Here is a 13,205-nt window from a genome sequence, read left to right on the forward strand (position 1 = left end):
CACCAAGCTGCCCGATAGGTGATTCCGATGACCCGCTTTGCCGCGCCCATTGCCGAACAGGTTTGGGATATGAAGTACCGCCTGAAAGAGGCGGATGGTACGGCCCTTGATCGGTCGGTCGAAGACACCTGGCGGCGGATCGCCCGGGCGTTGGCCGAGGTCGAGTCAGAGCCTGAGGTTTGGGAAAAGCGGTTCTACGCGGCGCTGGAGGATTTCAAATTCCTGCCCGCAGGTCGCATCACCGCGGGCGCCGGCACTGGCCGGAAGGTGACGTTGTTTAACTGTTTCGTTATGGGCACGATCCCGGACGACATGGGCGGCATCTTCGACATGTTGAAAGAGGCCGCGCTGACCATGCAGCAGGGCGGTGGCATCGGATACGATTTTTCGACCATCCGGCCCAAGGGCGCGACGGTGTCCGGTGTGGCGGCGGATGCCTCTGGTCCGTTGTCGTTTATGGATGTCTGGGATGCGATGTGCCGCACGATCATGTCCGCCGGGTCGCGCCGTGGGGCGATGATGGCGACCATGCGCTGCGATCACCCGGATATCGAAGCTTTCATCGACGCCAAATCCGATCCGGCGCGGCTGCGCATGTTCAATATGTCGGTGCTGGTGACGGACGCCTTCATGGAGGCCGTGAAGGCCGACGGCGCATGGGAGTTGATCTTTGATGGCAAGGTCTATCAGACGCTACAGGCGCGTGACCTGTGGAACCGGATCATGCAGGCGACTTATGATTACGCCGAACCGGGTGTGATCTTTATCGACCGGATCAATCAGGCGAATAACCTGTCGTATTGCGAAACCATCGCCGCGACGAACCCCTGCGGTGAACAGCCCCTGCCGCCTTACGGAGCATGTTTGCTGGGGTCCGTGAACCTTGCGCGTCTGGTCAGCGATCCCTTTGCAGACGGCGCGAAGGTGGATGAAGCGGCCCTTTCGGAACTGGTGCGTACCGCGATCCGAATGATGGACAATACCGTCGATGCCTCGCGCTTCCCGCTTGAGGCGCAGGCGCGTGAGGCCGAAGCCAAGCGGCGGATCGGGTTGGGCGTTACGGGTCTGGCGGACGCGTTGCTGATGGTCGGGCTGCGTTACGGGTCGGACGAGGCCGCAGAGCAGACCGAGGCATGGATGCGTCTGATCGCGCGGGAAAGTTATCTGGCGTCGGTAGAATTGGCGCAGGAAAAGGGTGCCTTTCCGCTGTTCGACAAAGACGCCTATCTGGCGTCGGGTACGATGCAGGGGATGGATCAGGACGTGCGGGACGTTGTGGCCGAACATGGTATCCGCAACGCGTTGCTGACGTCCGTTGCGCCGACAGGGACCATTTCGCTTTATGCCGGGAACGTCTCTTCAGGGATCGAGCCTGTCTTCGCCTACGAATACACCCGCAAAGTTCTGCAGAAAGATGGCAGCCGGACTGAAGAGAAGGTCGTGGATTACGCTGTGCAGATGTGGCGCGACGTGAAGGGTGACGAACCGCTGCCCGAGTATTTCGTGAACGCGCAGACCCTGCCCCCGCTAGAGCATGTGAAGATGCAGGCGGCGGCGCAAAAGTGGGTCGACAGCTCGATCTCCAAGACGATCAACTGCCCGGAAGACATCAGTTTTGAGGCGTTCAAGGACGTCTACATGGCGGCATGGGATCAGGGGTGTAAGGGCTGCACCACCTATCGTCCGAATGATGTGACGGGGTCTGTCCTGTCGGTCGAGTCGGCGAAAGAGGATGCGCCCGCGCCCATGCCCGTGGATGGCGGAGACGTAATTCACCTGCAAGAGCCGCTGGACCGTCCGCAGACGCTGGAGGGGAACACCTACAAGCTGAAGTGGCCCGATAGCGAGCACGCGATCTATCTGACGATTAACGATATTATCGTCGGCGGGCGTCGACGTCCGTTCGAGGTGTTCATCAACTCCAAGAACATGGAGCATTTTGCCTGGACTGTTGCGCTGACGCGCATGATCTCGGCCGTGTTCCGGCGCGGGGGCGATGTGTCTTTTGTCGTGGAAGAGCTGAAGGCAGTGTTCGATCCGCGAGGGGGTGCTTGGATCCGGGGCAAATATATCCCGTCCATCCTTGCCGCGATCGGGGGTGTGATCGAAACCCACCTGATTTCGATCGGGTTCATTGATGGCGAGGGCTCGGGCCTGAAAACTGATCCGACCGCGATGGTTGTGGGCTTGGACGGTGGGCGCGGTAAGGCCTGTCCGTCCTGCGGTCAGTATTCGATGCAGATGATCGAAGGCTGTATGACCTGTTCGTCCTGCGGCCATTCCAAATGCGGCTGACCTGATCGGGCCGCCGAGGCGTTAAGCCCCGGCGCCCCAAGTTCTTAATTCGATGGCATCACGAAAACCTCGCGCACGGTGGCGCGGGGATCGGCCTCTAGCGCGAAGACGACCGAGCGGGCGATGTCTTCGGGCTTTAGCTTGTCGGGCTTGGCTTCATCAAAGAATGGCGTATCGACCATGCCCGGTGCGATGACCGTGACGCGCGCACCCCATTCCTTGAACTCTTCCGCAAGATTGCCGGCATACCCGTGTACGAACCACTTGGTCGCGCCGTAGACTGAACCTTTGATATGCGCGCGCCCGGCCGCCGATCCGGTGAGAAGCAGGTGGCCTTTGTTGTCTTGAAACCGGGGGGCGACGACCTTGGCGGTGTAGAGGACGCCCATGATGTTCAGGTTGATCATCTCCTGCCATTCTTCGGGATCGCCCTTCATGGTCCCTGCGGCGGACAGGCCCTTGCCCGCGTTGGCATAGGCGGCGGTCACGTCGCCGAAATGGTCCGCCAGTTTATCGACGGCGTCCTGCTGGTCTTTCAGGCTGGTCGCGTCCCCGGGCAGGGCAATGGCTTTGTCGCCCAGCTCGTCAACCAGAGCTTTTAGCTTGTCTTCTGAACGGGCGAATAGGCCAACGTTCCAGCCTGCGGCAATTGCCTGACGCGCGGTTTCCGCGCCGATGCCGGTCGAGGCGCCAGTGATGAAAAGTGTCTTGTTTGACATGGGGTGTCCTTCCAATTCGGGGTTTCCCGAAAGGTGGGGCAGGACAGTCCTTGGGCAAGTCGCAGTGACGCGCCCAAGGATTTCGGCGGTTCAGTGCGCGCCGGCTTTCTTGCCGCCGAACAGGGACATAGCGAACGACACGATGGGGATCAGGATCAGTCCGACGATCAGGCCTATGATCCCGTCCAGACCGGCAGTTACTATCCATTCGATTGCGCCGTGTACCGTATCGCTGGCCGTATTGGCCGCGGCGACGGCAATGTCGTGGATCGTCTCGTACGGCCAGTGCCAGCCAAGTTCGTGCAGCCCGTGGACTAGGATTGATCCGCCGACCCAGATCATCGCGGCGGTGCCGACGATGATCAGCAGTTGCAGGAAATAGGGCATGGCGTTCACGATAAAGGTGCCCATCCTGCGGGTCAGGGCAAACCGGCCATGGTCTGCCATGGCAAGGCCCAGATCGTCGGCTTTGACGATCAGCCCAACGGCGCCGTAAACGACCAAGGTGATCAGGATCCCAGCAACGCCTAGCGCTGCAGCCTCCAGCCAGAACGGCTGGCCTTCGGGCAGGGCTGACAGGACGATGGTCATGATCTCAGCGGACAGAATGAAATCCGTCTTGATCGCCCCTTTGACCTTCTGTTCTTCCAGATGCGCGCCCTCGACCAGTTTCTTTTCAACGGCTTCGGCCTGATCGTGGTGCGCGGGGCTGATCACGTGCCAGACCTTTTCAGCCCCTTCGAAACACAGGTACCCGCCGCCGAGCATCAACAGGGGATAGATCAGAAAAGGCGCAAAAGCCGACAGCGCCAGCGCGATGGGCAGCAGGATGACGATCTTGTTGAACAGCGACCCGCGCGCGATCTTCCACACGATGGGCAGTTCGCGGTCAGCGCTAAAGCCGTGGACATACTTCGGGGTGACGGCCGCATCGTCAATCACCGCGCCTGCCGCCTTGGACGACGCCTTGACCGCCTGACCCATCACATCATCGACCGAGGCCGCCGCCACCTTGGCAATGGCCGCCACGTCATCCAACAGGGCAAGAAGTCCGCTCATCAAAATGTCCCTTTTCTGCGTCCGAAACTGGCGCTTTAGACACCATAGCTTCTTCTGCCGGGCAGGAAAGGGGCTAGCGCCGGATATGACAGGCGACAAATCGGCGGTGATATGCCCTAATGTTCTGAAAGAACTTGGGGATAGGCGATGAAGCATGGCTATGACGGGGGACGGCTGAACCTGCCGTTCGTGGGGATCTGCACCTTTGGCAAATACCCTTACGTGGAAGACTGGGACACGATTGACGCTGATGTGGCGATCCTGGGGGCGCCCTTCGATGCGGGGACGCAGTGGCGCACCGGCGCGCGGATGGGGCCGCGGGCGATCCGCGAAGCCTCGACCCTGTTTTCGTTCGGGCATGCGGGGGCCTACGACCACGAAGACGACATCACCTATCTGGAGCCGCACAAGGTTTCGATCGTCGATATCGGCGATGCGGATATCGTGCATACCGATACGGAGCAAAGCCATCGGAACATCGAATACGGCGTGCGCCGCATCCTTGCCGCCGGTGCGATGCCCGTGATTATCGGGGGGGATCATTCGGTAAATATCCCCTGCATCAACGCATTTGATGGGGAAGAGCCGGTGCATCTGGTGCAGATCGACGCGCATCTGGATTTCGTCGATGAACGTCATGGCGTGCGGTATGGACACGGCAACGCCATGCGGCGCGCTGCGGAAAAACCCTGGGTCTCGGGGTTAAGCCAGATCGGTATCCGAAACGTGTCCTCGACCGCGAAGGATGGTTATGACGCCGCACGGGGGATGGGGTCGGATATCCTGTCGGTCCGTCAGGCGCGCGCACTTGGGGTCGACGGCCTGTTGGCCCGCATCCCAGCCGGAGAGCGGTATTACCTGAGCATCGATATCGACGCTTTTGATCCGTCTATCGCCCCGGGGACGGGCACGCCCAGCCACGGGGGGTTCCTGTATTACGAGGTGTTGGAACTGATCGACGGACTGACCCAGCAGGGAGAGATCGTTGGCATGGATCTGGTCGAAGTGTCGCCAGATCATGATCCTGGTGGTGTGACATCGATCTTGGCCGCGCAATTGTTGATGAACGTGATTGGCCGGGTCCTGCATCACCGCGAGGGGTAGCCTGCCTGCTGGGTCAGTTTACTTACCGGTCGGTTGACTTTTGACGGGCAAGCTGTCCACCATTTGGTCAGTCATTCACGGAGGAGACGATGACCGACTGGCCCGCGCAACGGCTTATGCCGCCCGATCCCGCAACCTATACGGCTAAGCAACAAGAGGCGCATGACGCCTTCGCGAATTCCAAGCGCAAAGCGGTGCGGGGGCCTTTGGCTTTGTGGATTCACCGACCAGAGCTGGCCATCGCGACGCAGAACCTTGGGTCTTATCTGCGGTTCGAAAACAGCCTTGGGCCCAAGCTGACGGAACTGGCGATCCTGACCACTGCCAAGGTCTGGGGTTCGGAATTCGAATGGTATGCGCACAAACCAATGGCCGTTGATGCAGGCCTGTCGGACGCGGTGATCCAAGCGATCCGCGCTGGCACGGCCCCGCCTTATGAGGCCGACGAAGAACGAGCGGTGCATGAATACGCGGCCCAGGCCGCCGTTGAACGTCAGATCAGCGACGACCTTTACGACCGGACGATCAGCGTGTTGGGCAAGGACCGGCTGATCGATCTGGTGGCCCTCATCGGCTATTACGGCTTTGTTTCGCTGACTTTGAACACCTTCAACATCCTGCCACCGGAAGAGGCAGAGCGAGAGATCACCTGACGCGCGGCGCAAAGGTGACATTTCCAGATCGCTGCGCTGTACCATCTTGGCGGCGCTTTTCCACGGACGTATCAATGGGTGGCTTTTCGGATGTAACCCATGCGCTTTGTCCTCGCCCTGATTCTTCTTCTTAACGCCAGCCTGCCCGCCGATGCGCAGGGGCTCGGCTTATCGTTCTTGGGGCACGGACGGCTGAACGCTAATGACGTGATCGGTGATCGTCGGGATCGGTGGCGCACCGGATCCTTGGCCGCCAGTTTTGTCTTTGGTCCCGAATGGACCGGCAGGCTGCCGGCGATGCCGGGCCAGATCGTTGAGGTCCGTTTTCTGGGGGAAATCATTGCCCCCCGCCGTCTGAAACTGCCAAACGCCGGGGATCGCCCCTATGCCCAATCGCTCAGCTTTGGTCTGCACACGCATTTTGGGCACAAGGCGTGGGATTTTGCGGTGGGGGCGGACGCGGTGATCACTGGTCCTCAGGTCCGGCTGTTAGAGCTGCAACGGTTCCTGCACAAAATGGCGCGGTTCAACCATGTCGCGTCCCCTCAGGTTATCGCAGGGCAGATCCCAAATGGTCTGCACGGCGCAGTGGTGGCCGAAGCGGGGCGCAGCTTCGATCTGGGTGGGGCTGCGCGCCTCCGGCCCTTTGCCGAGGTGCGGAGCGGTGTTGAAAACCTTGTTCGGGTTGGGTTCGACCTGTCTGTCGGCCCCGCCGGGCAGGGAGAGCTGCTGGTACGTGATCCGGTGACCGGCTACCGCTATCGCAGCGTCCGGATGGCAGGAGACGGCTTTACCTTTGTGCTGGGCGGAGATGTCGCGAAAGTCGGAAAAAGTCTTTATTTACCGGCCTCTCGGAACCAACTGTCCGACTTGCGCAGCCGAGGCCGTGCGGGTGTCCACTGGCAGAAAGACCGCTGGCGTGCCTTTTACGGACTGACCTACCTTGGCCCCGAATTCAAAGGTCAGCGCGGTGGCCAGGTTATAGGGGCGTTAAACATTTCCCATAAATTTTAGGTATTAAGCCTCTGGGCTTCCCACATATTCCAAAATTTGCTAACCTGACCTCAATATGACTGGCCGAAAAAGGCTGGCAGAGCAGAACCCCAAATTGGGAAGGCAGGATACAGGCAATGGGAACGGGCTTTAAAGGCACGTTCGTCATCTCATGGTCACAGACGGAACTGGACGGTCTGCGCGCAGCCGGGGTGCACGCGCTTAGAATCGGGGCAGGCTGGACATGGCATGGCGAGACCATCCGCGTGGACGGGCCGGGCGATGTGCTGCGGCTGGATATGGCGGAGGAAGAGCGGAACATCCGAAAACGTGCGGCGCGCATGGTGCGCCGACTGGTCGGGGATGCTGTCCCCGGCACCGTCACTGGTCAGGACCTTTATGAAGACGACCCGCTGATGGACGGCGGCTTTGTCGTGACGGACGGCCACAAATCTTACGCGGCCACCTTGATCGATCTGGGCAACGGAATCGCCCCGTTGATCATGTTCGTCGATCAAATTCCGCCACAGCGGCGGGACCTTTGGGTCGTGTCCCATCGCGCAGCGGATCGCCGGCGCGACCGGAACCGCCCGCAGACGGGTGGGGTTATCTGTTTCACTCCGGGCACCAAGATCGCCACGCCCTATGGCGCGGTCATGGTCGAAGACCTACGCGAAGGTGACAAGGTTCTGACCAAGGACAACGGCCCGCAAGAGGTGTTCTGGGCCGGTGCGCGACGCATGACCGGCGCCCGCCTGTACACCATGCCGGAGTTGCGGCCGATCCGCGTGCGTGCCGGGGCCTTTGGGATCGACCGGCCCGATGATGAACTGTTGGTGTCACCAGAGCATCGTTTGCTGGTGAAGGGCCGGATCGCTCAGACCTTGTTCAACACGCCAGAGGTGTTGGTGCGCGCCCGCGATTTGGTGAACGGCAAGTCCGTGCAACAGGATAACCGGCTGAAAGAAGTGACATACGTCCATCTTCTGTTGCCGTCGCATCAGGTGATCTGGGCCAACGGTGTGGAAACGGAAAGCTTCCATCCGGCAAGTGCGGCCCTTAGCGCCCTTTCGGATCATGACCGCGCGCGCCTGTTGACGGGTATGCCGGATATCGGGGAAGACCCGATGACCTATGGTGGTTATGTGCGTCGTAACCTTAGCCAGGCAGAGGCTGCGATCATGCAGCACGAAGCGGCCTAGACCTATCTGCTTAAGGCCTGTTGACTCTGAAATTGCGCGCAGTATAAGCGCGGCTTCATTGGTGTTGGTGGCCCCCGCAAGGGGAACCCTGTCATTCCGGCCAAATCCGGAAAAAGGACAACGCCCTTCGAAACCTTAACGAAGGAGATCAGATCGTGACCAAACGCACGTCTGCCAAGTACAAAATTGACCGCCGGATGGGCGAAAACATCTGGGGTCGTCCGAAATCCCCGGTTAACCGTCGTGACTATGGCCCCGGCCAGCATGGTCAGCGCCGCAAAGGCAAAATGTCCGACTTCGGTCTGCAGCTTCGCGCCAAGCAGAAGCTGAAAGGCTACTACGGCGACCTGACCGAGAAGCAGTTCAAGCGCATCTACTCTGACGCCGCAAAGACCAAAGGCGATACCGGTGAAAACCTGATCGGCCTGCTGGAGCGCCGTCTGGACGCCATCGTCTACCGCGCCAAGTTCGTGCCGACCGTTTTCGCAGCCCGTCAGTTCGTGAACCACGGCCACGTTCTGGTGAACGGCAAGCGCGTCAACATCCCCTCCTACCGCGTGAAGGAAGGCGACGTGATCGAAGTTCGCGAGAAGTCCAAGCAGATGGCTCTGGTTCTCGAAGCGACTCAGCTGCCCGAGCGTGACGTTCCCGACTATCTGGAAACCGACCACTCCAAGATGACCGCCAAGTTTGTGCGCACCCCGTCGCTGTCCGACGTGCCGTACCCGGTCATGATGGAACCGAACCTGGTTATCGAATACTACGCTCAGAACTAAGTCAGTTCTTCAGCGAAACATTCAAAGGCCGCCCTATTTCGGGCGGCCTTTTCATTGCTCTGGCCGTCTAACGGCTTGGGGCCGGGGTAATCAGGAGATTGCCCGTGCGGCCTCTGTCAGGTCGTCTCGGAACCAATCCTGTGCTTCTGCCTGCCGATCCCGGTCGGGCAAGCGAAGGATATAGGCCGGATGCAGGGTCAGCAGAACCGGACCGTATAGCGTTTCTTCCACCATACCGCGCCGCTTCATCAGCCCCTGTCGCGATCCGGTCAGCGCCTCGGCCGCCGTACCGCCCATGGCGAGGATCAGCTTGGGGCGTGTCAGCGCAATCTCGTAGTCCAGCCACCATTTGCCATGCTGGATGTCGCCGCGATCCGGCGGATGGTGCAGCCTGCGCTTGCCCCGCATGGTGTAGCGGAAGCGTTTGACCGCATTGGTCACGTACGCGGCGTCCCGATCCAGACCGGCCCTGCGCGCGGTCTGGTCGAACATCTGGCCCGCTGGCCCGACAAAGGGGCGGCCTTCGCGGTCTTCCATATCGCCCGGTTGTTCGCCCACGACCATCAGTTGTGCGGGGCAGGGGCCTTCCCCAAGGATAATGCGGCCATAGCCGTCTGGCACGGTTTTGTTCGCCTCGGCTGCTTTTGCCAGCAGGGCTGCGCGGTCGGGCAGGTCGCGCCCTTCGGGCAGGCTGCGCTTTACCGCGGCGGCGCGTAGTGGGGGTAGAGTTGGCGCGGTTTCCGCCATCTCTTTGACCCGCTTCTCGGCCCCGGCGATCAGGTCGGGTATGTGGCGCGCCTCTGGCATGTTTTTCCAATATTTGCGCGGCATTTCAGAGGTCATGGCGCTGATCTTCACGCGGGCCGGATTGAAGATATTGCAGAAGTAGGTGCCCCATAGCTCCTCGGCGCCGTCTTCTGGCAGGTCGGGTTTGCTTTGACCGGGCGCAAAACTCAGGCGGCCATTGTCGAAAATCGCGGTGACATCGGGCGTGACGATCATCCAGTCCATATCGGCAAAGCGGCGGGCAAAGAACGGCGCGGTGGGTTCGACGGTGTGATGCGTCGGTTCGAACCACCCGGCAAAGCGGCGACGGCCTTGGGTGCCGGGCGCAATGTCGCGAAAGCGGACAAAGGCCTTCATTTTGTGCGCGCAGCGGCGGACGTTCTTTTCCATGCCGCGCAGGCGGATCAGATCGGGATCGGCGCTGTCCCGGATCAGGCTGGACCGGTCACGAAGACGCCAGAGGAACCGATAGGCGGCGGCAAAGCGTTCGGGATCCGCGTGCCAGACGACCTTGGTCAGCAGGGACACGGCCTCTTTTGGCAGGGTGATCTGCTGTGACGGGCGCGCAGGCGGCGGCGCCGTACCCGCGAAAAGGTCATTTTGATCGGGGGTATCGAATTGCCAAAGCAGGCTTTCGGGTGTCGACCCAAGGCTCAGGTGCAGGCGGGCGGCGTCGCGCCACGCCTTGTCCGTGCCGATGCGGGGCAGGTTGATCGTGTGCATGAGTCAGAACAGCGACAGTTGTTCCGGTGGCGGGGCAAAGCGGGCGCGCAGGTCGGCGCTGTCGGTCAGCGCGCCGGGGGACCAGTGGCGCAGGGTGATGAACGGCTTGGCGTTCTTCAGGTTCGCGCCGATCCGCTTTAGGTCGTCGTAGGCTAGCGTTCGGTGGCGTCGTGCCGCAAGGATACGCCCCACGGTGCGGGTGCCGAACCCCGGAACACGCAGCAGCATCGCCTTGTCGGCGGTCTGGACCTGCACCGGGAACAGATGTCGGTTCGCCAGGGCCCATGCCAGTTTTGGATCGATCTGCAGGTCAAGGTTTCCATCGTTGCGGGCCTGCGTGATCTCGGTCACGTCAAAGCCGTAGAACCGCATCAGCCAATCCGCTTGATACAGGCGGTGTTCGCGGATCAAAGGTGGCTTGATCAGCGGTAACATCGCGCTGCTGTCGGGGATGGGGGAGAAGGCGGAATAATAGACGCGTCGCAGCCCGTAGGACCCATAAAGCCGTGTGGATTGCGACAGGATTGTCCGGTCCGTCGCGCCATCGGCGCCGACGATCATCTGGGTCGACTGGCCTGCTGGCGCAAACTTTGGCGGGCGCTTGCCGGTGTGGGTGCGATCCTTGCTGGCGGTGCGTTTGGATTTGACGCGCGCCATGGCGGTGCGGATGGTTTCCGGCGATTTTTCCGGCGCATAGGTGCGCACGGATTGTTCGGTCGGAAGCTCCACGTTGATCGACAGGCGGTCGGCGTATAGCCCGGCCTGATCGATCAGATCTTGCGACGCGTCGGGGATGGTCTTCAGGTGGATGTAGCCTTTGAACCCATGCTCTTCGCGCAGGCTGCGGGCGATGCGCACCATGTCTTCCATCGTGGCGTCGGGGGACCGGATGATGCCCGAGGACAGGAATAGCCCTTCGATATAATTGCGACGGTAGAATTCCAGCGTCAGGGTCACGACCTCGTCTGGCGAAAATCGCGCGCGGGGCGTGTTGGATGAGACGCGGTTGATGCAATAGGCGCAATCGTAGATGCAGAAGTTCGTCATCAGGATCTTTAGCAGCGATATGCATCGACCGTCCGGCGCATAGGCGTGGCAGATGCCTGACCCTTCGGTCGAGCCGAGCCCACCCTTGCGGCTGTCGCGACGCGTGGTTCCAGAGGACGCGCAGGACGCGTCATACCGCGCGGCGTCGGACAGGATGGCAAGTTTTTCGTTCAACGTCATTGGCATTTGTTCACATTATGTTCTTGTCTGGGCAAAATCAATCGGGGTACCGATGTTCTTGTTTAATTCCGCATCAACATCTTCGTGATCGCCGGAAAGACGTGGTCAGTCGGTCGCCAGCGCTTGTCTTGTAGCCCTACGCGATGCATGGACTGAGGATCAGGGGGCGCTAGCTGTCTGATCATCCAGCCTGAAGGAGACTGCTTTGTCCCACCCTGTTTACGCTCGTATCGATGGCCCGATTGTGCTGATCGGCTTCGGCTCTATCGGGCGGGGGACGCTGCCCCTGATCGAACGGCATTTTGAGTTCGATCGCGATAAGCTCGTGATCGTAGAGCCGAACAAGGCGCTGTCTGACGATATCGCCAAGACGGGCTATCGGCATGTGGATCAGGCGGTGACGTCCGACAATTACCGCGATCTGTTGGGCGGGTTGATCGAACCGGGCAAGGGCTTTGTGGTGAACCTGTCGGTCGATACCTCGTCGCTGGACCTGATCCGGTTCTGTCGGGAAATGGGTGTGCTTTATATCGACACGGTGGTCGAACCCTGGGCCGGATATTACTTTGACACCGAAGACAACGCCGCGCGGACCAACTATGCGCTGCGCCAGGCGATGCGGGACGAAAAGGCGGCCAATCCGGGTGGCACGACTGCCGTCAGCTGCTGTGGCGCCAATCCGGGCATGGTGTCTTGGTTCGTAAAAGACGCGCTTTTGATGCTGGCCAAGGACACCGGGGTCGCCGCGGACCCGCAAAGCCAAGGCGACTGGGCAGCGCTTATGCAGAGGCTTGGCGTCAAAGGCGTGCACATCGCAGAGCGCGACACGCAGGTTCGGACCGAACAGCGCCACCCGGGGCATTTCGTAAACACTTGGTCGGTCGAAGGGTTCATCGCGGAAGGGTTTCAGCCTGCAGAGCTTGGCTGGGGCACGGCGGAACGCTGGATGCCTTCGAATGCGCATACCCATGCTACGGGCTGTCAGGCTGGTATCTGGCTGGAACAGCCGGGGGCTGCGACGCGGGTTCGCACGTGGTGTCCTACGCCGGGCCCGCAATTCGGATTTCTGGTGACGCATAACGAAGCGATCTCGATCGCGGATTATTACACTGTCGGCCCGGCAGAGGCGCCCGAGTTCCGGCCCACCTGCCATTATGCCTATCATCCCTGTGATGACGCGGTTCTGTCGCTGCACGAAATGTTCGGATCGAACCAAATTCAAGACGTGCACCACATTCTTGATGTGGCCGAGATCGAACACGGCGGGATCGATGAGTTGGGGGTGCTGCTGTTTGGCCATGCCAAGAACGCGCTGTGGTACGGCTCGCGTCTGTCAAACGATGAAACCAAGGACCTTGCGCCAGATCAGAACGCGACCGGGCTTCAGGTGACGTCGGCGGTGCTGGCGGGCATGGTCTGGGCGCTGGAAAATCCGCAGGCCGGGATCGTCGAAGCGGACGAGATGGATCACAAACGCTGTCTTGAGGTTCAGACGCCCTATCTTGGTCCGGTCGAAGGGCATTACACCGATTGGACCCCGTTGACCGACCGTCAGACCCAGTTCCCAGAGGACCTGGACGAAGAAAATCCGTGGGCTTTCCGCAACGTGTTGGAGCGTTTGGCCTGACCCAACTGACGCAGCGCCGGTTTATCCCAAGCTGCGGCACG

At 60.7% G+C, this 13,205-nt stretch carries 11 protein-coding genes; 7 read left to right on the forward strand and 4 right to left on the reverse strand.

The window, feature by feature from the left end:
- Positions 1-27: 27 nt before the first annotated feature.
- On the forward strand, positions 28-2,295 hold the full coding sequence (locus tag ACI3GR_RS12150) for an adenosylcobalamin-dependent ribonucleoside-diphosphate reductase (RefSeq protein ID WP_407494828.1): 2,268 nt from the start codon (positions 28-30) through the stop codon (positions 2,293-2,295).
- A 44-nt stretch (positions 2,296-2,339) separates the two neighbouring features.
- On the opposite strand, the gene ACI3GR_RS12155 is transcribed toward ACI3GR_RS12150, so the two are convergent.
- Both ACI3GR_RS12155 and ACI3GR_RS12160 read right to left on the reverse strand, forming a co-directional pair.
- A complete protein-coding gene (locus tag ACI3GR_RS12155) occupies positions 2,340-3,014 on the reverse strand; it encodes an SDR family oxidoreductase (protein ID WP_407494829.1) in 675 nt (224 codons plus the stop codon).
- A 90-nt stretch (positions 3,015-3,104) separates the two neighbouring features.
- Positions 3,105-4,073: a DUF808 domain-containing protein gene (locus ACI3GR_RS12160; RefSeq protein WP_407494830.1), complete on the reverse strand. Its 969-nt coding sequence runs from the start codon at positions 4,071-4,073 to the stop codon at positions 3,105-3,107.
- Between the two features lie 147 nt (positions 4,074-4,220).
- Here ACI3GR_RS12160 and ACI3GR_RS12165 point away from each other — a divergent pair, with 147 nt between their 5' ends.
- The 5 genes from ACI3GR_RS12165 to rpsD all read left to right on the forward strand — a co-directional run bounded on the left by ACI3GR_RS12165 (position 4,221) and on the right by rpsD (position 8,801).
- Entirely contained in the window at positions 4,221-5,177 is a 957-nt protein-coding gene (locus ACI3GR_RS12165; protein ID WP_407494831.1) for an agmatinase, read from the forward strand.
- 89 nt (positions 5,178-5,266) lie between these two features.
- Positions 5,267-5,830 carry a carboxymuconolactone decarboxylase family protein gene (locus ACI3GR_RS12170; protein ID WP_407494832.1) on the forward strand — a complete coding sequence of 188 codons (564 nt, stop codon included), beginning with the start codon at positions 5,267-5,269 and terminating at the stop codon, positions 5,828-5,830.
- A 99-nt stretch (positions 5,831-5,929) separates the two neighbouring features.
- Positions 5,930-6,844: a lipid A-modifier LpxR family protein gene (locus ACI3GR_RS12175; RefSeq protein ID WP_407494833.1), complete on the forward strand. Its 915-nt coding sequence runs from the start codon at positions 5,930-5,932 to the stop codon at positions 6,842-6,844.
- A 116-nt stretch (positions 6,845-6,960) separates the two neighbouring features.
- Positions 6,961-8,025 carry a Hint domain-containing protein gene (locus ACI3GR_RS12180; RefSeq protein WP_407494834.1) on the forward strand — a complete coding sequence of 355 codons (1,065 nt, stop codon included), beginning with the start codon at positions 6,961-6,963 and terminating at the stop codon, positions 8,023-8,025.
- A gap of 155 nt (positions 8,026-8,180) precedes the next feature.
- On the forward strand, positions 8,181-8,801 hold the full coding sequence (gene rpsD / locus ACI3GR_RS12185) for a 30S ribosomal protein S4 (protein ID WP_407494835.1): 621 nt from the start codon (positions 8,181-8,183) through the stop codon (positions 8,799-8,801).
- 90 nt (positions 8,802-8,891) lie between these two features.
- On the opposite strand, the gene ACI3GR_RS12190 is transcribed toward rpsD, so the two are convergent.
- Both ACI3GR_RS12190 and ACI3GR_RS12195 read right to left on the reverse strand, forming a co-directional pair.
- Positions 8,892-10,310 (reverse strand): UdgX family uracil-DNA binding protein, encoded by a 1,419-nt coding sequence (locus ACI3GR_RS12190; protein ID WP_407494836.1) that lies wholly within the window; start codon positions 10,308-10,310, stop codon positions 8,892-8,894.
- Between the two features lie 3 nt (positions 10,311-10,313).
- Entirely contained in the window at positions 10,314-11,537 is a 1,224-nt protein-coding gene (locus ACI3GR_RS12195) for a putative DNA modification/repair radical SAM protein (RefSeq protein WP_407494838.1), read from the reverse strand.
- Between the two features lie 205 nt (positions 11,538-11,742).
- Here ACI3GR_RS12195 and ACI3GR_RS12200 point away from each other — a divergent pair, with 205 nt between their 5' ends.
- On the forward strand, positions 11,743-13,164 hold the full coding sequence (locus ACI3GR_RS12200) for a homospermidine synthase (RefSeq protein WP_407494839.1): 1,422 nt from the start codon (positions 11,743-11,745) through the stop codon (positions 13,162-13,164).
- The last annotated feature ends 41 nt before the right edge of the window (positions 13,165-13,205 follow it).

The sequence above is a fragment of the Pseudooceanicola aestuariicola genome (assembly GCF_045763785.1).
Lineage (GTDB): Bacteria > Pseudomonadota > Alphaproteobacteria > Rhodobacterales > Rhodobacteraceae > Pseudooceanicola.